A 21,943-nucleotide genomic window follows, 5' to 3' on the forward strand; every position below is an offset into this window, starting at 1 on the left:
CTATCAAAAGGCTTTTACATATTAGGTAAAAGCATGTAAAATTTCTTTTACATAGCTTAATTGCGGTCTATTTAGCTTGTTTCTTGACTACTCAGGAAAAATATTTCTACCCTCGCCCCACCTGTATTTTCAGAATTTGAAAGTTTAATACCTCCACCATATTTTTCAGCCACAGTTTTTGCAAAAAATAGTCCCATCCCATAATGGGCTTCGCCATTTCTACTTGTGTCATCCATAAAAAACTGCTCTGTGCCATGCAATAATGCTTCTTTTGTAAATCCTGATCCGCTATCCTCCACAATGAATGTCAGCCGGCCATCCTGCTCCTTTGCGTCAATATAAATGATTCCATTTTCTTTTGTATGCTCCACTGCATTCTGAATCATATTCATTACGGCCCGGAACATTGGATCATAAGCAATCGTTACCTTTTTATCACTTTGTCCCGCCTTCCAATCTATTTTCTGGTGATAGATTTCTACCAGTCCGAGTGCCTGTTCCTTTATATCTGCGAAAAAATCTTCTAACCTTACCGTTGTATAGGTAACATCACTGCAATTCCATGATTTTGTGACATCTATCAACTGTTTTACATAACTTTGTATCTGTGTTGTGCCGTTCAAAACATAAGTGATATTATTCTTCTGTTCTGTGGTCAGTTCAGTCTCTGAAAGTAGTTCTGCATTTCCCCGTACAATCGTAAGAGGTGTTTTAATATCATGCGCCAAAGCAGACATCTGTTGTTTCTTTTCCTGCTCTGTTTTCCACTGCTTTTCTAAAGATTCTCGCAATGCATCTCGCATATCATCGATTGCCGATAAACAGTCATCAAACTCTTTGATACCGGAACAGGATGTCTCATATTCCAGATTTTGATCCTTTATTTGTCTGATTGCGTCTAATACAGGCTGCATCTGCTTTTTGATTCTTTTTCCAAAACGTATGGACGGAATGATGATAATCGCTACCGCTCCAATCACTGACATAATACTCATCACATTCTGTGGTCCTATAAAATGCTCCCTCAAAAAAGCTGAATGATATTGAGGTGTCAGGCGATATTGCAAAACAACATATTCATTTTCCCTTGAAATTACTTTATAAAAATATTTCCCGGATGCGTTTCCGTACTTTGCAACATTCCATGCTATCTGTTCGTATTGTTCTGACAGATCTCCACCTATTTTCTCTCCATTCTCTGAAAAGATTACATAATCACAAAGTGCAGGAATCATCTCAGCAGTTACTTTATCCGCACGTAAAATCGTATCATATGCTTCATTAATCTTTTGCTCTGCATAATTCGCCGGATAGATACAGCCCACACTAATCAAAAGGTACAGCAGCAGCCAAGCAACAATCACCAAACCTACTAATGATCCAAGCATGACCAGTACATATCTCATAAAAATCCAGCTGAGTGCATTGCTTCTCTTTACTCTTCCCATTTATATCCAATCCCCCAGACTGTTTTTATCGGTGTATAATCATAATCCGCAAATTTTGCTCTTATATTTTTGATATGCGTGATAATGGTACTGTCATTACTCTCACTGTCAAAACCAAAGACCTCTTCTAAAATCTGTTCTTTCGAGAAAACCTGTCCCCTGTTTTTAGCCAGGAATTCACAAATTTCGTACTCTGCTTTCGTAAGAGGAAGTTCCTTATTATCAACCAATAGTTTCTTTTGAGATATTTGAATACAGACCCTCCCCAAAACCATCCGGACAGAATGTTCCCTGTGCTCTCTTCTAAGATGTGCATTGATCCTTGCCCGAAGTTCCATCACTCCAAATGGCTTTGAAATATAATCATCTGCTCCTAAAGAAAGTCCGTTTACCAGACTGTTTTCCTCCGTTTTTGCGGTAAGAAACAAAATCGGACAATCCACAAGTGCCCTGATTCTTTTGCATAATTCAAAGCCGTCCATTCCAGGCATCATAATGTCAAGTAAAATCAGGTCATAACGATGTAATTCTTCCATATTAAGTTTCAGCGGATTACTTACTTTGGTAACCAGATGTCCATCCTTATTCAAAATGCTTTCTATCATTTCCAGAATTGCCGGTTCATCATCAACTGCCAGTATTTTTGCCATAGTTTCCCTCGATTCTATTCCGATATTCTGTTTCCTTCCCAGTGGTTTACCCACCAAAAATAGTATACCATACTAATCCCTGTAAATGTTAAGCAACCTGGTATGAATGACAACCATTCACCTACACTAGTTTCTCCCAATACAGATTGCAGATAAGTATATGGTACTCTACCCGTCCAGCAGACAAATACATATTTCCACACATAATCTCCAAGTCCGGTAAGCATCAATGCACTAATTAGTCCTGATATAATCCCTGCTCCAATGGATACCCCTTTTCCAAACTGAAAAGCCAGAATCAGCTGCCACAGATAAAGTGGAACACTGCTTCCCCACAGCAGCAATGCTGCAAATATACATCCTTTCATGATTTCGATATCGCTTGATGCGATTCTTCCAAATCCAATTCCGAATATGATTGCTGTCAATAGGATAGAGCACAGACACAAAACCAGTAGCATCAACAGTTTCGATAAAAATGCTGCAGGTTTATCCGGTAAAGACAACAGATTTTGAAAATCACCTGCATTTTGTTCCTGTTCCATCACACTTGCTGTAAAAATTCCAATAAGTACCGGAAGTCCTGCTCCTATTGCCTGATAAAATGCAATCACTTTCATATTTTCATTCCATGGTGAAAAAAAGTAATATATTAAAAATATAACGCTGGTTATAATCGGAATCAGTAAGTGTGCCAGAATCACAGATGTTCCTTTCATCTTTCGCAAGTCTGCATTAAGAGATCTTCCAATCATCTTATTTCACCTCTCTTCTCTCAAACCATTTCAAAAACAGAACCGTTACAAAAACAAACCAGATGATTGAGAGACACATTCCCGGAACAATGACTCCCGTATCCAAAAGAGGATTCCCTGTTTCTGCGGCAAGTCCATTTGGTAAAACATGAAGCAACGGGCACATCATTCGCATAGGGATTGCAGAAACAAGTACATACCAGATTCTGGTTTGTGATATTACCACACCGCTGACGGTAATAAATAGGCAGACGAACAGGTTTACAATCATTCCAAATCGTTCACTTAAAAATAAAGCTACCGGAATCTCCCATAACTCAGAAACCGTCAGAAACAATACTGCAATCAACGCTCCTCCAACTGGAACATGTGTCGTTAGAAGAAAGCCTCCAAGCGTTGCTCCTGCAAACACAATCACATTAGAAAACAAAATCATGTACCCAATATAAATAATTTTCCCCAGCAACAATTTTCTTCTGTCTGTGGGAATAGTCATTAAATGATAGTATTTTATCTTTTTCTCCTGCGCCACAGAAAGATAACAAAATAGAGCAATCATCCCCGGCAGCAAAAGTGTATACCACCAGTTCCAAACACTTTCTGCATAAGCATTTGTCATCCCAAGAGTAAATATAAATGCCATGACAAATGTAAGAAGAGGAAATCCCCAGATAAACTTTTTTCGCATGGTTCTTTTGGCTTTTTGATGTTCTGCTTTTATAATATTAACCATGGATTTCACCTGCTTTCTGGTTTTTTCTTACCACATTCATAAACAAATCTTCAAGATTATCTCCCTGCTTTAATGCTCCTTCGTATCCTAAGATTCCACCTGAAATAATCCCGACTTTATCTGCAAGTAACTGTACCTCTGAGAGAATATGACTGGAGAGAATTACAGTGATTCCCTGTTCCGGAAAAGACCGGATCAGCTCTCGTAATTCCTCGATGCCTATTGGATCTAATCCATTCGTAGGTTCATCCAATATCAAAAGTTCCGGTTCTCCAAGCAATGCCATTGCAATGCCTAGTCTTTGCTTCATCCCCAAAGAAAACTGTCCTGCTTTCTTCTTTCCGGTGTTTGTAAGTGATACAATCTGCAAGACCTCATCAATTCTGTTTTCATCTGTACCAAGCAATAATTGTCTTACCTTCAAATTCTCTCTGGCGGAAAGATTTTCATAAATAGGCGGATTTTCAATTAACGCTCCTATTTTTGATAAATCTTTCCTATCCAAAAGTTTTCCATCAAAGTAAATCTTTCCTGCAGTTGGTTTCATCATACCGGTCAGCATTTTCAATGTGGTAGATTTACCAGCGCCATTCGGTCCAAGCAGTCCATAAATCTGTCCCTTTTCGATATTAAGTGAAACATTATTTACCGCTTTCTGTTTTCTAAAATATTTACATAGATTTTGTGTCTGTAACATCATTTTCATCTTTACTATCCTTCCTTCTATATTTCATTTCTTACTGAAATATAACCTAACAGAAAAAAATAAAGATTTGATGAAGATTTATTCCCGTATGGAATAAACCATCAATTGAATATCATTATCAGAACTCGGCTTTCCACTGAAATCAGCAAAGCTGTTACAAATACGAAGTCCTAATTTACAGAATATCTCCGTGATTTCATCCAAACTATATAACCTTATAGGATTTCCTTCTTTCATTTCAGGCTTATAAAGTGCTTCTCCATACATATAGTCTACCTGCCCATATATCAGCGTTTTTCTATCCTTCTCCCATTCAAAAGCAGATAATGTAAGTCCCTTTTCTCCTGCATCCCATAACTTGCAAGGGAAATGTGTTTGGGCATAGCTTCCATTCATGATATCCATAAAGTGCTTTCCACCATTTTTAATGCTTTCGCAATGACAGAAAAAATCTTATGATTTTCCCCATCGTCTTCAAGATATCCTATTGCTCCATCCGCCATATTCAGCACAACATCAAATTCCTTATCAAATGTGATCGTGCGAATGTCCTGACAAATGAACTTTCAATGGCAAGTTCTTCTCCGACCACTCCGAAACAAGCTCCGGATGTACTTCTGTTAAGCTGTTGTTCATAGCCAAACCTCAACCTCCTTGTGCTTAGAGTATATGAAGTTTTGGCTTTATCTTGTAGTTTGCGAATATCCGTATAAATAGAAAAAGCCCTTTGAGAAAAGGATTTCTCCTCTCTCAAAGGGCAAGTTGACAAACTGGAATTTTCAAATTAGTCTTTGCAAATAACCTTTGAACCTTCACCATCAATTACAATTCCCTGACGGTTGTTAATTGGGCATAGATTCAAATCCGAAAATTCAGTCATTATTTTCTCGGTAACTTTCTTAAATGGTGCTGTAAGATAGTGCGGAAGAACATAGAAATCAATCAAATCAAGCCCTGCATCATCTTCTTGTGAGTAGTCCTCCGGCTTTTCATCCATTTGTTCAATATATTGGATAGTTGGAGCGCATATAATCGCACCCGCCGATTCACCGATCATCATTTTTCCCTTTGCCAATTCTTTCTTCAATAGCTCATCCGTTCCCGTTTTACGGAGCTGGTCCATAAGGAAGAAAGAATTTCCGCCGGTAAAATATATCACATCCGCATCTTCAAAAACGGACTGTATCGTTAAATAAGCCTCCGTTGAAATATCAATTTCCGTTACGGCTGCTCCCAGTTTATTGAATAGCTTTCGAGCCGAGCCGACATAACCGGTATAGCCTTCACGCAGCGAAGCTGTGGGAATAAATGCGACTTTCTTGTTATCAATTTCTTCCTTTATCAGACTTCCTACACTTGAAAAATGCGAACATAAAAATAGTTTCATCAATATTCTCCTTTATAAATTCCGATTTGTATTTCTGTTTGTTTTAAAAATGGGCAATCCCGATTGGAATTGCCCACTCATTGCACTAATTATGCGATTTTTTCTTGCTTGCACCGATTTCTGCATCAATTGATGTAAGTTTGATGTAAATCGCTGTTTTTTTAGTTTTTTATCAAATGAAGTACGTCCCGTCATTTTAGTGAAACGGTACATCCATACATCATCTTAATAGAGCTTTGCACCTGCTGGAATGTGGTTATCAACCATGATCAGATGCAGTTCTTCATCTTCTGAGTCTTTCAGATTATTTACTGCTGATAATAACATACCGCAAGACTCAATTCCCATCATCTTTCTTGGTGGAAGGTTTGTGATGGCGATCAGTGTTTTACCAACCAGTTCTTCCGGCTCGTAATAAGCGTGAATACCGCTTAAAATCGTACGATCTGTGCCTGTTCCATCATCAAGAGTGAACTGAAGGAGTTTCTTTGACTTCGGTACTGCAACACACTCTTTAACCTTTACAGCTCTGAAATCTGACTTGCTGAATGTATCAAAATCAACTTCTTCCTCAAATAAAGGCTCAATCTTTACATTAGAGAAATCAATTTTTTCCGGCTCTGCTTTCATTTCTTCGGCAGCCTGATTTTTTACATCATTTTTCTTATTTACATCACCGAGTGACTTCATTGTCGGGAACAGTAACACGTCTCTGATTGCTTCTGCTCCTGTCAACAACATACACATTCTATCGATACCAAATCCGATACCACCTGTAGGAGGCATACCAATCTCTAAGGCATTCATGAAGTCTTCATCTGTTGTGTTAGCTTCATCATCACCCTGTGCAAGCAGTTCTTCCTGTGCTTTGAAACGCTCTCTCTGGTCGATTGGGTCATTCAGCTCTGAGTATGCATTTGCCATTTCCCATCCATTCATAAAGAACTCGAAACGCTCTACATATTCTGGATTTTCTGGCTTTTTCTTTGTAAGTGGCGAAATTTCAACCGGATGATCCATTACGAATGTCGGCTGAAGAAGGTGCTCTTCTACATATTCTTCAAAGAACAGATTCAGGATATCACCTTTTTTATGTCTCTCTTCAAATTCAAGATTGTGTTCTTTTGCAAGTTCTCTTGCCTGCTCCAGAGTCTCAACCTCATTCCAGTCAACGCCTGCGTATTTCTTAACTGCGTCAACCATTGTGATACGCTCAAATGGTTTACCAAGATCCATCGGGATTCCTTTGTAAACGATCTGTGTTGTTCCAAGGACTTCCTGAGCAACAAAACGATACATATTCTCTGTCAGATCCATCATGCCGTGGTAATCTGTATATGCCTGGTAAAGCTCCATCAGAGTAAATTCTGGGTTATGTCTTGTATCAAGACCTTCGTTACGGAATACACGTCCAATCTCGTATACTTTCTCAAGTCCACCAACGATCAGTCTCTTCAGGTACAGCTCAAGTGAAATACGAAGTTTCAGATCTTCGTTCAATGCGTTAAAGTGTGTCTCGAATGGTCTTGCTGCTGCTCCTCCTGCATTTGCTACAAGCATTGGAGTCTCAACTTCCATGAATCCTTCTCCACTTAAGTACTTACGGATTGCTGCCAGGATCTTTGAACGTTTGATAAATGTATCTTTAGAGTCTGCATTCATGATCAGGTCAACGTATCTCTGACGGTAACGTGTGTCTGTATCTGTCAGACCGTGGAACTTCTCTGGAAGCATCTGTAAGCTCTTAGAAAGAAGTATCATCTTTTCAGCATGGATAGAGATTTCTCCTGTTCTTGTTCTGAAAGCAAATCCTTCTAATCCGAAAATGTCACCAATATCTGAACGTTTGAAATCTGTATATGCATCAACTCCGATTGCATCTCTTGCGACATATACCTGAATATTTCCCTGTAAATCCTGAATGTTACAGAAGGAAGCTTTTCCCATAACTCTCTTGAACATCATACGTCCAGCGATTGATACGTGAATTGGATTTGCATCCATAATGCTTCTCTTGTCTTCGTAATCTTTCTTCAGAACTTCTTTTACCTGCTCTTCATCCAGTCCGTCTACATTTGGCTCCTGGCGGTCTTTTAAAATCTCAGCTTCGTGTGCTTCATAAAGATTTTTCACTTCGAGTGAATGGTGTGTCTGATCAAATTTTGTAATCTGAAATGGATCTCTTCCATTCTGCTGAAGTTCTGCGAGTTTTTCACGACGAACTTTTCTCAACTGATTTAAGTCTGGTTCCTGTGTTTTTTTCTGATTATCTGCCATTGTATATCTCCTTCCTAGAGTGAGCGGTTGATACCCAGAACCTTGTACTGGATCACACCTGCCTGTGTCTCAACATCTACTACGTCTCCGACTTCTTTGCCCATCAGAGCCTGTCCTACAGGTGACTCGTTTGAAATCTTTCCTTCCAAAGAGTTCGCCTCTGTAGATCCTACGATTTTGAATTCGATTTCTTCATCAAATGTTACATCGTATACTTTTACTGTACATCCAACATTGATTCTGTCTAAATCCACTTCGTCTTCCACTACAACCTCTACATTTTTAAGAATTGCTTCAAGTTCTTCGATACGAGCCTCGATATCGCGCTGCTCATCTTTTGCTGCATCGTATTCAGCATTCTCTGAAAGGTCTCCCTGTTCTCTTGCCTCTTTTATCTTAGCTGCAACTTCTTTACGTTTTACTACTTTTAAATTTTCCAGTTCTTCTTCCAATGCTCTTAATCCAGCATATGTCAGTAATCTTTTCTTTGCCTCTGCCATGATTTATTCTCCTTTTTAGTCTCACGTGTTTTCTTTTTAAGTCTGCAATCATATCTTATGATTAACTTTAGAATTACTATTTTTCAAATCTATATTTTGAAATAAATATATTCTGAATACTTCTGTCTTATTCTTCTGTCTGTTTGTTCTTGTAAATTAATCTCATAACGCAACTAAAAGATGTCCCAAACCTTTTGTTTTTCAAGCATGGTCCATCTCTTTTTTAGTCTTATTCGCAGTTACAATATTATACCCAATCATGCCAATACTGTCAAGATTTTTTCAAGTTCTTCATAGCTCTCAACGCTATTGATATCATCTCTTAAACGTGCTGCATTATGCAGTCCTTTGGTATACCAGGCAACATGTTTTCTCATCTCTCGGATTCCGGTATAATCACCTTTATATTGCAGTTGGAGTCTTGCATGTCTAAGCATCATCTGACGTATCTCATCTACATCCGGACGTTTCGGCATTTCACCTGTTTTTTCATATGCTATCAGCTCCGAAAAGATCCATGGATTTCCTTGTGCCCCGCGTGCGATCATTACTCCGTCACATCCTGTTTGTTCCTGCATTGCAACAGCCTTTTCTCCCGATGTTACATCTCCATTTCCAATAACTGGAATATGAACGGCTTCCTTTACCTGACGAATAATATCCCAGTCAGCTTTTCCTGAATAATACTGTTCTCTCGTTCTGCCATGTACCGCAACTGCCGAAGCTCCGGCTTCTTCAATAATCTTTGCAATTTCTACTGCATTTACATGTTCATCATCAAATCCTTTTCGGATTTTGACAGTTACCGGTTTTTGAATTGCCTTCACTGTTGCTGATACAAGTTCATACACCAGCTTCGGATTTTTCATCAATGCAGACCCTTCTCCGTTTCGGACAATTTTCGGCACCGGACATCCCATATTAATATCTAATATCGAAAATGGTCTTTCCTCGATACGTTTCGCCATCTCACTTACAATCTTTGGATCTGAACCAAATAGCTGCAATGATACCGGCATCTCATCCGGATGAATCTGAAGCAGACTTTCTGTATTTTTATTGTTATATAAAATCCCTTTTGCACTGATCATTTCCATGCACAGCAGACCTGCTCCCTGTTCTCTACATAACAAACGAAATGGCAGGTCTGTTACGCCTGCCATCGGTCCCAGTACATAGCAATTGTCCAATGTAACATTTCCAATTGTTAACTGTTTCATATAGTTCCCCTTAACCTATTCTTCTGAATCTTCGACATCATCCAAATCAATATCTTCTCCAAGATATTTGACTCTATAATACAATTCCAATGATTCAAATAATTCTCTTTTTGTATTCTGCAATTCTTTAATTTTAAGAACGCTTCCAATTTCGTCAAATTCGAAATCATTTTCATCATGTTCGACTTTCAATTCAAGGTTTCCATCTTCATCATATACAACCATGAGGATTCCGCCAACATCAGCTGTATACAGTACACACATGATTTGAAGTTCCTGGCGAATTGACTCTGGAAGTGTCATAAAATCTGGATTCAAATAAAACTTCTGCTCATATGCACTGGCTGCACAAAGTACAATCTCTTCTGTGTTTTCCATATCATACCACCTTATACATATCCGTATACTCCACGCACAGATACCTCTCCTGCATATACGGTTTCTTTACTTCCATCTTCCCGGCGGACAATTAATTCACCGGTTTCATTAATTCCCAAAGCATGTGCCTGATAAGATTCTTTTGCACCTAAAATGCAGACATCCTTTCCGCAATTCACAAGCAGCTTATTATATTCTTCCTGAATAAAGCTCAAATCTTCCTGTTTTTCAAATTTTTCATAGCATTTTTCAAACTCAGACATAATTTCTGCTACGATCGGTGCTCTCTTCTGTACTTCCCCAATCTCAATCCGAAGAGAAGTTGCCTTATCTGCTATCTCCTCTGGAAATATTTCTGTGTTGACATTGATTCCGACTCCGATCACTACATGGTTAATATAGTCGATTTCTGTACTCATCTCTGTCAATATCCCAACAATCTTTTTTCCATTCAGGATAATATCATTCGGCCACTTAATCTGTACATCTAATCCGGTACATGTACGCAATGCTCTTGCTACGCTATAAGCCATTACGATTGTCAGCATAGGTGCTTTTACCGGTGGAAATTTTGGTCTAAGCATAATGGACATATAAATGCTGCTGCCGGATGGTGAATCCCACCCACGTCCTCTTCTTCCTCGACCTGCAGTCTGCATATCTGCCACTACGAGTGTCCCGTGTGACGCACCTTCTTCACCTAACTGTTTTGCTTTTATATTTGTTGAATCAATCTCATCAGAATAGACAACATGCTGTCCGGCCCACTTTGTCCGGCCATCCAAAAGGCTTTCTAACTCCTCTTGTGTCATAACGTCTGCACTGCCCACGATCCGATATCCACGATTCCGAACCGCTTCGACCTCGTATCCTTCTTCTTTTAATTGATTCATTACTTTCCAGACTGCTGTGCGTGAAACTCCAAAAGTCTCACACAACTGCTGCCCGGAAACATAATCTTTACTTTCTCTCAAAAGCTTTAAGATTTCTGTTTTCATTTATTTTACTTCTCCAAGTGTTGCTACCATAACCGCTTTAATTGTATGCATACGGTTCTCGGCCTCATCAAATACTTTTGACTGCTCAGATTCAAACACTTCATCTGTCACTTCCATATCTGTAAATCCGAAGCGTTCTCCCATCTCTTTACCAATTGTCGTATTCAAATCATGGAATGCCGGTAAGCAGTGTAAAAAGATTGCCTGTTCTCCTGCATTTGCCATAATTTCTTTTGTAACTTTATATGGTGCAAGTTCTTTAATACGTGACTCCCACACCTCGTCCGGCTCACCCATAGATACCCATACATCTGTATAGATAACATCTGCGCCTTTTGTTCCTTCTATTGCATCTTCTGTCAATGTAACACTTCCACCTGACTGGGCTGCATATCCGCGGCATGTCTCAACTAATTCTGCATTTGGGAAATAGTTTGATGTTGTGCAGGCAACAAAGTGCATACCTAATTTTGAGCAGGCGATCATCAGAGAGTTACCCATATTATATCTTGCATCACCCATATATACCAGCTTACGCCCTTTTAAATCTCCGAAATGTTCGCGGATCGTCAACATATCTGCCAGCATCTGTGTTGGATGATACTGGTTTGTCAGCCCGTTCCATACCGGAACACCTGCGTATTCTGCCAATGTCTCTACGATTTCCTGATCAAATCCGCGATATTCGATTCCATCATACATTCTTCCAAGTACACGTGCTGTATCTTTGATTGTTTCTTTCTTTCCAATCTGAGATCCTGTAGGTCCAAGATAAGTAGACCCCATTCCCATATCAGATGCTGCAACTTCAAAAGCACATCTTGTTCTTGTACTGTCTTTTTCAAAAATCAGCGCAACATTTTTCCCTTTGTAGTGGTCCACCGGAATTCCTTTTTTCTTTTTTTCTTTTAATTCTGCTGATAAATCAAGCAGGTATGTAATTTCTTCCGGAGTAAAGTCTTTTAATGTCAAAAAATTTCTTCCCTTTAAGTTCATGTCTTTCTTCTCTCCTATTCCCACATATAAACATGTATATCTTGGTAAATATATATGGCAAAACTATGATTCATGTGTAAATTCACACGTTTTGCCCTATATCTATTTACTACAATACCATATTCCAGTGATAAATCCAACATTATTTTCGTCTCTGTCTTGCTGCTTCAAACATCAAAATGGAAGCTGCAACTGCTGCATTCAAGGATTCTGCCTGTCCCAACATAGGAATCCGTATCCATGTGTCCGCACAATCTGCCACTTCTTGTCTCAGTCCATTTCCTTCATTTCCAATCAGATAAGCTGTGCCATTGAGATAGCACTCCTCATCATACGCATTCTTCCCATCCAAATGAGCCGCATAAACCTGAATCTGATGTGCCTTCAATTCTTCTATTGTATCTGTCAATTTCTCCACATACACAAATGGCATACGGAAAATTGCACCCATCGTAGAGCGGATCACTTTCGGATTGTAAATATCCACGCTGTCTTTACTAAGAATAATCCCTGTAACCCCCGCTGCCTCTGCAGTTCTGAAAATGGTTCCAAGATTTCCCGGATCCTGAAGATTATCTAACACAAGCAGCATTTCTTTTTTTTCTGTACCTTTTTTTAAAATATCTGCCAACGTGTATTTATTCTGCCATACAATTGCCAATACCCCTTGAGGTGTTTTTGTATCTGCAATATATGAAAACACCGTCGGAGTTACAAACTCCGGCTTCACATTTCCCGGCAGTTCTGCTTTATGCTTTTTATAAAACTCTTCTGTTACATAGAGTGCTTTTAGCTTATCCTCAGGTATTTCCCTTACCATACGGATTCCTTCTACAATAAATACACCCTCTGTATTTCTTGCTCTGTTTTTCTTTTGAAGCTGTACAATCTCCTTAATTCTCTGGTTACTTGTACTTGTGATCATTCGTCTGTTAATCCTTTCTTTACTTTAGCTTAAACCTCTCTAAATCAGAATTTTTCCCGATAATAAATAACATATCATCCGGTTGCAATGGTTTTGATGGATCTAATGCCATATCCATCTTGTCTTCCTTTAAAATTCCGATTACGTTAATCCCATATTTTTCGCGGACCCGCAGCTCTGCCAGACTCTTTCCTTCCCATTGTTTCGGAAGCAGTTTCTCTGTCAGACTATAATCCGGAGATAATTCAATCCAATCAATAAATTCTGTCGATATCAGCTTTTTTGCTACACGTTCACCCATATCGATTTCCGGATACACAATCGAGTCAGCACCGACTTTCTCAAGAATCTTTCCCTGCAGTTCGTCCATTGCTTTTACCAATACATAAGAAATTCCCATTTCTTTCGAAATCATAGTTGCCATGATCGCAGCTTCAAGATTTTCTGAAACTGCAATCACTGCCCCATCCAGATTGCGGGCTCCGATTGTTTTCATAAATTCTGGCTCTGTTACGTCTCCGCACATTGCATATGAAACTGAATCTGCAATATCCTGTATCTTCTCATAACAATTATCAACTGCGATTACATCGCATCCAAAACTCTGCAAGGTCAATGCTACACTTTTTCCAAAGCTTCCAAGACCGAACACAGCAAATTGTTTTCCCATCTTCTATCTCCTATCCTATCATAATCTGTTTTTCCGGTAATTCACGATACTGTTCTGCATTTTTCCCTTTTCCTGCAAAAATCATTGCCATCGTGACCGGTCCGATTCTTCCAATGTACATTATCACCATCAGTACATACTGACTTGCTCTGCTCAAGCTAGGTGTCAAATCTGCCGATAAACCAACTGTAGCAATTGCCGATGTTGTTTCATATACAATTCTCAAAAAATTCACCTGTGGATCTATAATCGTGATGATAATTGTTCCTGACATCCAAAACATAATTGTCAAAAATAAAATTGTCACCGCAGATTTTACTTGTGAGAGTGGAATTTTTCTTCCATAACACTCTATATCACGACTTCCTCTTACTACACTTAAGCAAGTCAATAACAGCAGCGCAACCGTTGTCGTTTTTACGCCTCCTGCCGTTCCTCCGGAAGAACCTCCGATCATCATCAGCAAGCAGCCGATTGCCTTCGATGCGGCTGTCAGCCCTGATTGAGAAACTGTCGCAAATCCTGCTGTTCGTGTTGAGACAGATTGAAATAATGACGCCTGTACTTTCTGCCAGAATGTCAATTTTCCCATTGTCACAGGATTATGATATTCCAATAAAAGAAATGCAAACATTCCAAACAAAAGCAGCCCTGCCGTCATTGTAAGTACAATCTTGCTCTGCAAAGACAGTCTGTGAAAGAAATTTCGCCTCACATCTTTTATACTTCGCACTTGTTTTATATTATTCAAAATATCATACCACACTACAAATCCAAGTCCTCCGCTTACAACGAGAAATATCGTCGTAAAATTAATGATTGGACTTGTGACCATATGCATATAACTGGAGCTCCCGAGTATATCAATACCTGCGTTGCAAAATGCTGATATAGCATGGAATATCGCATATGCAATTCCTTTTAACACTCCATATTTTGGAACGAAGTAAAAACTATAGGCAAGTGCACCGATTCCTTCAACGAAAAATGTGCCTTTTATGATCCGAATAATATATTGTACCATTCCACTCAGCGTATCCAACCCATAGCTTTCCTGGATCATAACTCGTCTTCTCAGGGAAATCCTTTGTCCTGCAAGGATCATAAATGCAACAACGCATGCAATAATTCCAAGTCCTCCAATTTGAATCAGGAATAATAAGATTACTTTTCCCACCACAGTAAATTGTACTGCCGGAGTAACTGTAACAAGCCCTGTCACACAGACTGCTGTAACCGACGTAAATAATGCATCGGTAAATTTCATCGGTGTTGTCACGGAAAATGGCATCCATAGAAGTACTGCGCCAATCAAAATTACGAACAAAAATCCCAGTCCGATTACCCGCACTGTATTAAAGCTTCCTTCTTGCAAACGCTCTTTTATTGTTTTCTTTCTCATATTTTTATACCTTGAATCTATATCCAACTCCCCAGATTGTTTCAATATACTGTGGGTGCGATGTATCGTATTCGATTTTCTCTCGGATTTTCTTTATATGCACTGTTACTGTTGCAATATCTCCTACTGACTCCATGTCCCAGATTTCTCTAAATAGTTCTTCCTTCGAATACACATGATTCGGATGACCTGCAAGAAATGTCAACAAATCAAACTCTTTTGTTGTAAATGATTTTTCTTCGCCATTTACCCATACGCGCCGTGCTGTTGTATCAATCTTCAATCCACGGATTTCTATGATTTCATTTTCATCCACACTGCTTCCGATCAAACGCTCATATCTTGCCAGATGTGCCTTAACACGGGCAACCAGTTCGCTTGGGCTGAATGGTTTTGTCATATAATCATCCGCTCCCAGTCCCAGTCCACGGATTTTGTCTATGTCATCTTTTTTTGCTGAAACCATAATGATTGGTGTATTCTTATTGTTTCGTACCTGTTTGCAAATCTCAAACCCATCTACTCCCGGAAGCATAAGGTCTAAAATGATTAAATCAAATTCTTCTCCTAATGCTTTATCTAATCCCAGTTGTCCGTCATTTGCAACTTCCACCTCAAAATTACTAAGCTCCAAATAATCACGCTCTAATTCTGCGATACTTTCTTCGTCTTCGATTATTAAAATTCTTTTGCTCATTCGATTGGCACCTCCTGATATTTTCTGACAACAAAATACATTGTTGTTCCTACGCCTTCTTCGCTGGTCGCCCATATTTTACCGCCATGTTCTTCTACAATCTTCTTCACGATCGCAAGCCCGATTCCGCTTCCGCCTTTGGAAGAATTTCTTGACGCATCTGCACGATAAAATCGTTCAAATATGTATGGCAGATCCTTCGTAGCAATTCCCTTTCCATTATCACTTAATTCTACCTGGATAAAATCTCCCACATCCAAAATTTTCATCCTTATTTCTGCCTGTGGCTTGTCTGTATATTTTAATGAATTGGAAACAATATTGTTGATCACTCTTCGCATCTGTTCCGGGTCTACTATGATCTTAGAATCCTCTTCAAGATAATTACGATATTCAAATTTTGCACCTTTTGATTCCAGCTCAATTGCAAGATCCTCTGCACAGTCTCTGAAATACTGTTTTGCAGAAATTGTTGTAAAATCATAAGGAATACGATTCGTGTCAATCTTTGAATATAATGTCAGTTCGTTAATCAACCGATCCATCTCATTTGCTTTATTGTATATGGTTTTGATGTATCTGTCCATCTTTTCCGGTGTATCTGCAACACCATCCATGATTCCTTCCACATACCCCTTGATTGCCGTGATCGGAGTTTTCAGATCATGGGAAATATTACTGATCAGTTCTTTATTCTCACGGTCAAATTCTATTTTTTCTTCTGCATTCGCCTTCAGACGCAATCGCATTTCCTCAAAATCCTGACACACCTGACCTATCTCATCATCATTTTCCGGCTTTATCTCAAAATCCAGATTTCCTTCTTTGATATTTCTCGTTGCTTCCTGCAACTTTGCCAATGGCACGGAAACCGTCTTATAAATCCACCAGACAAGTACAGCTGTTGTAACGCAGACGATAATCAAATACATCTGCTGTATTTCCCCTGCCTTGTTCGGTGCAAGCATATGCATTCCCGCCATTGTAACAAAAGTTGGAAATATCATAACCAGAATAAATGCAATCACCAGTTTCGTTTTCAACTTCATAGGTTCGCCCTCTTTTCATTTTACTCTAGTGGGATTATAACATAATTTTTTAAAAAAAGATGCGGTACACAGCATTTTTCTGCACCGCATCTTTTTATTCTTACAAATATTTTTTCAAATCTTCAACCTTGTCCAGTTTCTCCCATGGAAGGTCTAAATCATTTCTTCCGAAATGACCATATGCTGCTGTCTGCTTGTAAATCGGACGACGAAGATCTAACATCTTGATAATTCCTGCCGGACGCATATCAAAGTTCTCGCGAATGATCTCTACTAATTTTTCATCAGATAATTTACCTGTTCCAAATGTATCCACCATGATGGATGTAGGCTGTGCTACACCGATTGCATAAGATAACTGAATCTCACATTTCTTTGCAAGTCCTGCTGCCACAATATTCTTAGCTGCATAACGTGCTGCATAAGCTGCTGAACGGTCTACCTTTGTGCAGTCTTTTCCTGAGAATGCACCGCCGCCATGACGAGCCATTCCGCCGTAAGTATCAACGATGATTTTACGTCCTGTCAGACCACTGTCTCCGTGAGGTCCCCCAATTACGAAACGTCCTGTCGGATTGATGAAGAATTTTGTATCGGCATCGATCATATCTGCTGGGATGATCACGTCAAATACATGTTTTTTGATATCTGCATGAATCTGTTCCTGTGTCACTTCCGGATCATGCTGTGTTGACAATACAACTGCATCCAGACGTCTTGGGACACCATTTTCATCATATTCTACTGTAACCTGTGTTTTTCCGTCCGGTCTTAAGTAAGGAAGTGTTCCGTCTTTTCTTACTTTTGTAAGCTGCAGGGCAAGCTTATGTGCCATTGCGATTGGATATGGCATATATTCTTCTGTCTCATCTGTTGCATATCCAAACATCATTCCCTGATCTCCGGCACCGATTGCTTCGATCTCGTCATCAGACATCTTATTTTCTTTTGCTTCCAATGCCTTGTCTACTCCAAGAGCGATATCCGCAGACTGCTCATCCAATGTTGTGATGACACCACATGTCTCTGCATCGAATCCGTATTTTCCTCTTGTATATCCAATCTCACGAACTGTATCGCGAACGATTTTCTGGATATCTACATAGGCATTTGTTGTAATTTCTCCCATAACCATAACAAGACCTGTTGTTGTACATGTCTCACATGCTACACGGCTCATTGGATCCTTTTCCAATAATGCGTCCAAAATTGCATCTGAAATCTGATCACACATCTTATCCGGATGTCCTTCTGTAACGGACTCGGATGTAAATAATAATTTTTCCATGTTCTTCTCCTTTTCTTCCGTACTTTCTCTCGGTTTAGGATTTGTTCGACTTGAATACCGCATAACACCATTGCTTCCCGGCTTGTTCAAGAATGCCTCGGCATTCTTGCTGCGAGGTGCGCGTCATGCAATTGCATAACACACTTCTACTGCGCACCTCTGCAATCCTGCCGGAGGCTATATCAGCTGGGGGATTGACTCCCCAGCTGATATAGCCTTCTTAGATGCTTATAACGATAAAACAGCCCGCACAACGTACGGACTGTTTCTATTTCATAACAATCCCCTTATTGTTCGATTACTCGCTCAGGCTGGCACCTTCCTGCTTAGAGGGGTTGCCGCAGCTTCTTCGATCCTTTGTATCTCCACTGCTCTGAATAAGAGAAAGTTTATATTATTTAATTTGTAGTTATCAAACAAACTATACAACTCATCATTGTCTCTGTCAATACAGTTTATAAAACTTTTAGATTAGCTTACTTTCAATGTGAATTTCTGAATTTCTTTTTCGCTCGATACACGCTCAATGATTCCACCCAGGCTTCTGAGTTTTTCTTCAAAGCGCTCATATCCACGCTGAATGTAAACAATATCATCTACAATTGTAATTCCATCTGTAGCCAAACCTGCAATACAAAGTGCTGCTCCTGCACGAAGATCCGGTGCACTCACTCTTGCTCCGGATAACTTCTCTACGCCTTCGATTGTAGCTGAATTACCCTCTACTTTGATATTTGCTCCCATTCTTGCAAGCTCATCTAAATATTTAAAACGGTTTTCAAAAATACTTTCTGTGATTGTACTTGTTCCTGATGCCAGTGCTAATACTACACCAATCTGTGGCTGCATATCTGTCGGATATCCCGGATATGGCAATGTCTTAACCTGTGTAGACTTTAATCTGCCTTTTGCAACAACACGAACTGCATCATCGAGTTCCTCTACCTCACAGCCAATATCAATCAGCTTAGAAATTGTTGCATCCAAATGTTTTGGTATTACATTTGTTACAGTTACATCTCCCTTTGTAGCCGCTGCTGCAAACATAAATGTTCCTGCCTCGATCTGGTCTGGAATAATGGAATACTCTGTCTTATGAAGCGTTTTCACTCCACGGATCTTAATCACATCTGTTCCGGCTCCACGGATATTCGCACCCATGCTGTTCAGGAAGTTTGCAACATCAACAACATGTGGTTCTTTTGCTACATTCTCCATAATTGTCATGCCATTAGCCATCGCTGCTGTCATCATGACATTAATTGTTGCTCCTACAGAGACAACATCGAAATACAGATGTGTACCCTTAAGTACATCGGCCTCGGCAACAATCTTGCCGTGTTCAATATCAACATCAGCTCCGAGTGCCCTAAATCCTTTCAAATGCTGATCGATTGGTCTGCTTCCGATATTACATCCACCCGGAAGAGCCACCTCTGCTTTTTTATATTTTCCAAGCATTGCTCCTAATAAATAGTAAGATGCTCGAATCTTTTTAATATAATCATAATCAATATTAAAATCTGTGATCGTTCCACCATTAATCTTCACTGTATGACGATCAATACGCTCTACCATCGCACCGATTCCTTCGATTGCTTCCAACATCACATTGATATCGTTCACATCCGGAAGGTTGTCAATCAATACAGTCTCGTCTGTCATAATTGCAGCTGCCAGTATTGCCAGTGCAGCATTCTTTGCTCCGCCAATCTCTACTTCACCAACTAACGGATTACCACCCTTAATAATATATTGCTCCATTTTGCACCTCTATTATCCGATATTTATATCGTATCTTTCTAAATCCCCATTCTCGGTTGCATAAATCATTTTTTAGCTTATATACTTATATCCCGCGTTATTCTTTGTCTATTTCAAATGACACGCTGTTGTGTCTACAAATTCACAAACGCTAAAACATTATAGCATAAAAAACAATTTTGTAAAAGAACTTTTTATTTTCGTAACATCATTGCAAAACTTTTTGATATAAACTTAATTATAATCTGGAGAGTTCTTCCAGTACATTCTCAATCGTATCCCCTATCTCACACTGGTCTTCATTAACAATGATATCTGCATATTTTTCAAACAAAACGCATCTCTCATCATAAAGATCCTTTAATGTCTGTCCTTCTCTGAGCACGACCCCTCGCTTCTTCGGATTACGGATTCTTTGTTTTATTGTTTGATAAGATGCCTGTAAATATACAATCGTTCCGATTTCTTTATAATGCTGCATCGCCTCCTCGCAATACACAATACTTCCTCCCGGAGAGATTACAGCATTCTCTACATCTACGTCTCTGTTTACTTGATTTTCAATCTTCAAAAATCCATCCTCGCCGACTTCTGCGATAATCTCACGAAGCAGCTTTTTTTCCTGTTCCTGTATCAACAAATCTGTATCAATAAACTGTTTACCCAGTCGCTTGGCAACCACAACCCCTACCGTACTTTTTCCAACAGCAGGCATTCCTATAAATATAATATTCTTTTTTTTCATATATGTCTCCAGCTTATGTTCTTTCATTTCACTTTGAATAATATAATTGTTAACATCGGTTTCTATTATACCATATATTTTTTCATTGTAAAATATCTGCGCCACTCAAAACACTTATAATTCATAAAAATTTTCTTAACATCATGTACAGTCAATAAAAGCGGCGTCTGTTTCTCCTGTCATCACTTCTACGTTTGAACAATTCCTGATATAATATGACCTCTATCAAATTTCTAAGCCAGTCCTCCGGTTCCAGTTTTTCCTGACTTACAACCTTATCAAAGATACGATTACACATCATCCGAAGTGAAAAGCGGTCCGGATATTCATCATAAATCATACTGCATGGATATTCATTTCTATCACACTCTTCCTCTACATAGGGAAGTACTTTCTTTGCAGTATCCGGGTACAGACTTTTCATATATTCATAATCTCGTCGTTCCATCCTTTCATCGTCATATGCAAGCGGCATCGGATAAGCCATATAATACGGCAGTTTCGAGTTCATGGTCACCCTCCCCATTTCTGAGCTTATATCATTACTGTATGCCTTTTTTGCAAAATGGTTCCGCTTATATATAGAAAATGCAGCCGGAGCACCTTTTAGGTTTTCCAACTGCATCTTTAAAATCTGGTTTTATTTTTTTGAATATCCATGTGCTTCTTCGAGCATCATGTCTTTTACTTTCATCAGACGAATCTGCGTACTTCTCTCGTTCTCATCCAGCTTCATCGTAATATATTTAATATTTTTCTCTGTTTCCGGAATAATTACATGCTCCAACGCATTTACACGTCTTCGTGTCTTTTCAATCTCTGCCGCCATTAACTGACATGCTTTTTCGCATTCTGCTAATCTTATCATATCCGGCAGAATATCTGCAAGAGATTTGACAGCCCCATCCAAATCACTGGATGTAAATGCAAATCCATATGAATAAATATCATTTTCATCCGCTGTTCTTGTTTTATATTCAAATTTTGGAATCTCTACGCTCATGACATTTTCTTCCGAAGGAATCAAATTAATTTCCTGTTTCGGTGCCATCAGTGCTGTGTGAAGTTCCGCCTCCGACATTCCAGCCTTGGCAATAACAAAATTTTTATTCGCTGATAAAATGCCGGCTTCGACCCGTTTTCTAACTTCCATGTTTTCTCTTACAAGATCAAGATACTGGCGCATCAGTTCATCACGTTTATCTTTCAATAATTTGTGACCTCGCACTGCAGTGATCCGTTTCTTTTTCAAACGTGTCAGTTCCATACGGGTTGGATTTACTTGTGTGGATGCCAAGCGTCCTCACCTACCTTTCCTTTGATGCTTCTCAGAGTCTTTTTTCGTCACCTTTTTT

23 protein-coding genes and 1 riboswitch are annotated in these 21,943 nt (G+C 39.2%); all 23 genes read right to left on the minus strand.

Features of this window, described 5'->3' with window-relative positions:
* Positions 1-71 precede the first annotated feature (71 nt).
* Entirely contained in the window at positions 72-1,448 is a 1,377-nt protein-coding gene (locus tag LQE94_RS06205) for a sensor histidine kinase (RefSeq protein ID WP_117835027.1), read from the minus strand.
* Positions 1,436-2,098, minus strand: coding sequence for a response regulator transcription factor (locus LQE94_RS06210; RefSeq protein WP_240577263.1), 663 nt, complete (start codon positions 2,096-2,098; stop codon positions 1,436-1,438). Before LQE94_RS06210 ends, LQE94_RS06205 begins: the two co-directional genes overlap by 13 nt.
* 14 nt (positions 2,099-2,112) lie before the next feature.
* Entirely contained in the window at positions 2,113-2,853 is a 741-nt protein-coding gene (locus tag LQE94_RS06215) for a lantibiotic immunity ABC transporter MutG family permease subunit (RefSeq protein WP_117969375.1), read from the minus strand.
* Between the two features lies 1 nt (position 2,854).
* Positions 2,855-3,586 carry a lantibiotic immunity ABC transporter MutE/EpiE family permease subunit gene (locus LQE94_RS06220; protein WP_240577264.1) on the minus strand — a complete coding sequence of 244 codons (732 nt, stop codon included), beginning with the start codon at positions 3,584-3,586 and terminating at the stop codon, positions 2,855-2,857.
* Complete coding sequence (locus LQE94_RS06225) at positions 3,579-4,292, minus strand: lantibiotic protection ABC transporter ATP-binding protein (protein ID WP_240577265.1); 714 nt, start codon at positions 4,290-4,292, stop codon at positions 3,579-3,581. The genes LQE94_RS06220 and LQE94_RS06225 overlap by 8 nt, the downstream gene beginning before the upstream one ends.
* A gap of 78 nt (positions 4,293-4,370) precedes the next feature.
* Entirely contained in the window at positions 4,371-4,697 is a 327-nt protein-coding gene (locus tag LQE94_RS06230; RefSeq protein ID WP_021737749.1) for a hypothetical protein, read from the minus strand.
* A 379-nt stretch (positions 4,698-5,076) separates the two neighbouring features.
* Positions 5,077-5,679 (minus strand): Type 1 glutamine amidotransferase-like domain-containing protein, encoded by a 603-nt coding sequence (locus LQE94_RS06235; protein WP_240577266.1) that lies wholly within the window; start codon positions 5,677-5,679, stop codon positions 5,077-5,079.
* A gap of 225 nt (positions 5,680-5,904) precedes the next feature.
* Positions 5,905-7,956, minus strand: coding sequence for a lysine--tRNA ligase (gene lysS / locus LQE94_RS06240; RefSeq protein WP_240577267.1), 2,052 nt, complete (start codon positions 7,954-7,956; stop codon positions 5,905-5,907).
* 14 nt (positions 7,957-7,970) lie between these two features.
* Positions 7,971-8,456, minus strand: coding sequence for a transcription elongation factor GreA (gene greA / locus LQE94_RS06245; RefSeq protein ID WP_240577268.1), 486 nt, complete (start codon positions 8,454-8,456; stop codon positions 7,971-7,973).
* Between the two features lie 257 nt (positions 8,457-8,713).
* Entirely contained in the window at positions 8,714-9,676 is a 963-nt protein-coding gene (gene dusB / locus LQE94_RS06250) for a tRNA dihydrouridine synthase DusB (RefSeq protein ID WP_022075293.1), read from the minus strand.
* 15 nt (positions 9,677-9,691) lie between these two features.
* Positions 9,692-10,054 (minus strand): DUF6145 family protein, encoded by a 363-nt coding sequence (locus LQE94_RS06255; protein WP_022075292.1) that lies wholly within the window; start codon positions 10,052-10,054, stop codon positions 9,692-9,694.
* Between the two features lie 11 nt (positions 10,055-10,065).
* Positions 10,066-11,052 (minus strand): biotin--[acetyl-CoA-carboxylase] ligase, encoded by a 987-nt coding sequence (locus LQE94_RS06260; RefSeq protein ID WP_240577269.1) that lies wholly within the window; start codon positions 11,050-11,052, stop codon positions 10,066-10,068.
* Positions 11,053-12,048, minus strand: a complete 996-nt coding sequence (argF, locus tag LQE94_RS06265) for an ornithine carbamoyltransferase (RefSeq protein ID WP_118724517.1) — start codon at positions 12,046-12,048, stop codon at positions 11,053-11,055.
* Positions 12,049-12,190: 142 nt separating this feature from the next.
* The gene (gene rlmB, locus LQE94_RS06270) at positions 12,191-12,973 is read right to left on the minus strand and encodes a 23S rRNA (guanosine(2251)-2'-O)-methyltransferase RlmB (protein WP_022075288.1); all 783 of its coding nucleotides are present in this window, start codon (positions 12,971-12,973) and stop codon (positions 12,191-12,193) included.
* A gap of 19 nt (positions 12,974-12,992) precedes the next feature.
* Positions 12,993-13,643: a potassium channel family protein gene (locus LQE94_RS06275; protein ID WP_022075287.1), complete on the minus strand. Its 651-nt coding sequence runs from the start codon at positions 13,641-13,643 to the stop codon at positions 12,993-12,995.
* Positions 13,644-13,653: 10 nt separating this feature from the next.
* On the minus strand, positions 13,654-15,045 hold the full coding sequence (locus LQE94_RS06280; protein ID WP_240577270.1) for a TrkH family potassium uptake protein: 1,392 nt from the start codon (positions 15,043-15,045) through the stop codon (positions 13,654-13,656).
* Between the two features lie 4 nt (positions 15,046-15,049).
* Positions 15,050-15,742 (minus strand): response regulator transcription factor, encoded by a 693-nt coding sequence (locus LQE94_RS06285; RefSeq protein WP_022075285.1) that lies wholly within the window; start codon positions 15,740-15,742, stop codon positions 15,050-15,052.
* Positions 15,739-16,791, minus strand: a complete 1,053-nt coding sequence (locus LQE94_RS06290) for a HAMP domain-containing sensor histidine kinase (RefSeq protein ID WP_022075284.1) — start codon at positions 16,789-16,791, stop codon at positions 15,739-15,741. Before LQE94_RS06290 ends, LQE94_RS06285 begins: the two co-directional genes overlap by 4 nt.
* 100 nt (positions 16,792-16,891) lie before the next feature.
* Positions 16,892-18,079 carry a methionine adenosyltransferase gene (gene metK / locus LQE94_RS06295; RefSeq protein WP_240577271.1) on the minus strand — a complete coding sequence of 396 codons (1,188 nt, stop codon included), beginning with the start codon at positions 18,077-18,079 and terminating at the stop codon, positions 16,892-16,894.
* Between the two features lie 284 nt (positions 18,080-18,363).
* Positions 18,364-18,463, minus strand: a riboswitch (SAM riboswitch).
* A gap of 87 nt (positions 18,464-18,550) precedes the next feature.
* On the minus strand, positions 18,551-19,843 hold the full coding sequence (locus LQE94_RS06300) for a UDP-N-acetylglucosamine 1-carboxyvinyltransferase (protein WP_022075282.1): 1,293 nt from the start codon (positions 19,841-19,843) through the stop codon (positions 18,551-18,553).
* A gap of 238 nt (positions 19,844-20,081) precedes the next feature.
* Positions 20,082-20,588: a shikimate kinase gene (locus LQE94_RS06305; protein WP_118724529.1), complete on the minus strand. Its 507-nt coding sequence runs from the start codon at positions 20,586-20,588 to the stop codon at positions 20,082-20,084.
* A 151-nt stretch (positions 20,589-20,739) separates the two neighbouring features.
* Positions 20,740-21,099: a hypothetical protein gene (locus tag LQE94_RS06310; RefSeq protein WP_117991001.1), complete on the minus strand. Its 360-nt coding sequence runs from the start codon at positions 21,097-21,099 to the stop codon at positions 20,740-20,742.
* A 129-nt stretch (positions 21,100-21,228) separates the two neighbouring features.
* Positions 21,229-21,885, minus strand: coding sequence for a V-type ATP synthase subunit D (locus tag LQE94_RS06315; RefSeq protein ID WP_022075279.1), 657 nt, complete (start codon positions 21,883-21,885; stop codon positions 21,229-21,231).
* Positions 21,886-21,943 lie beyond the last annotated feature (58 nt).

It is taken from the genome of Mediterraneibacter sp. NSJ-151, from assembly GCF_022487435.1.
GTDB lineage: Bacteria > Bacillota > Clostridia > Lachnospirales > Lachnospiraceae > Schaedlerella > Schaedlerella hominis.

Bases quoted from the DNA above. Each gene is read 5' to 3' on its own strand.
- LQE94_RS06205 (WP_117835027.1), bottom strand. From the start codon at position 1,448: ATGGGAAGAGTAAAGAGAAGCAATGCACTCAGCTGGATTTTTATGAGA.
- LQE94_RS06210 (WP_240577263.1), bottom strand. From the start codon at position 2,098: ATGGCAAAAATACTGGCAGTTGATGATGAACCGGCAATTCTGGAAATG.
- LQE94_RS06215 (WP_117969375.1), bottom strand. From the start codon at position 2,853: ATGATTGGAAGATCTCTTAATGCAGACTTGCGAAAGATGAAAGGAACA.
- LQE94_RS06220 (WP_240577264.1), bottom strand. From the start codon at position 3,586: ATGGTTAATATTATAAAAGCAGAACATCAAAAAGCCAAAAGAACCATG.
- LQE94_RS06225 (WP_240577265.1), bottom strand. From the start codon at position 4,292: ATGAAAATGATGTTACAGACACAAAATCTATGTAAATATTTTAGAAAA.
- LQE94_RS06230 (WP_021737749.1), bottom strand. From the start codon at position 4,697: ATGGATATCATGAATGGAAGCTATGCCCAAACACATTTCCCTTGCAAG.
- LQE94_RS06235 (WP_240577266.1), bottom strand. From the start codon at position 5,679: ATGAAACTATTTTTATGTTCGCATTTTTCAAGTGTAGGAAGTCTGATA.
- lysS (WP_240577267.1), bottom strand. From the start codon at position 7,956: ATGGCAGATAATCAGAAAAAAACACAGGAACCAGACTTAAATCAGTTG.
- greA (WP_240577268.1), bottom strand. From the start codon at position 8,456: ATGGCAGAGGCAAAGAAAAGATTACTGACATATGCTGGATTAAGAGCA.
- dusB (WP_022075293.1), bottom strand. From the start codon at position 9,676: ATGAAACAGTTAACAATTGGAAATGTTACATTGGACAATTGCTATGTA.
- LQE94_RS06255 (WP_022075292.1), bottom strand. From the start codon at position 10,054: ATGGAAAACACAGAAGAGATTGTACTTTGTGCAGCCAGTGCATATGAG.
- LQE94_RS06260 (WP_240577269.1), bottom strand. From the start codon at position 11,052: ATGAAAACAGAAATCTTAAAGCTTTTGAGAGAAAGTAAAGATTATGTT.
- argF (WP_118724517.1), bottom strand. From the start codon at position 12,048: ATGAACTTAAAGGGAAGAAATTTTTTGACATTAAAAGACTTTACTCCG.
- rlmB (WP_022075288.1), bottom strand. From the start codon at position 12,973: ATGATCACAAGTACAAGTAACCAGAGAATTAAGGAGATTGTACAGCTT.
- LQE94_RS06275 (WP_022075287.1), bottom strand. From the start codon at position 13,643: ATGGGAAAACAATTTGCTGTGTTCGGTCTTGGAAGCTTTGGAAAAAGT.
- LQE94_RS06280 (WP_240577270.1), bottom strand. From the start codon at position 15,045: ATGAGAAAGAAAACAATAAAAGAGCGTTTGCAAGAAGGAAGCTTTAAT.
- LQE94_RS06285 (WP_022075285.1), bottom strand. From the start codon at position 15,742: ATGAGCAAAAGAATTTTAATAATCGAAGACGAAGAAAGTATCGCAGAA.
- LQE94_RS06290 (WP_022075284.1), bottom strand. From the start codon at position 16,791: ATGAAGTTGAAAACGAAACTGGTGATTGCATTTATTCTGGTTATGATA.
- metK (WP_240577271.1), bottom strand. From the start codon at position 18,079: ATGGAAAAATTATTATTTACATCCGAGTCCGTTACAGAAGGACATCCG.
- LQE94_RS06300 (WP_022075282.1), bottom strand. From the start codon at position 19,843: ATGGAGCAATATATTATTAAGGGTGGTAATCCGTTAGTTGGTGAAGTA.
- LQE94_RS06305 (WP_118724529.1), bottom strand. From the start codon at position 20,588: ATGAAAAAAAAGAATATTATATTTATAGGAATGCCTGCTGTTGGAAAA.
- LQE94_RS06310 (WP_117991001.1), bottom strand. From the start codon at position 21,099: ATGAACTCGAAACTGCCGTATTATATGGCTTATCCGATGCCGCTTGCA.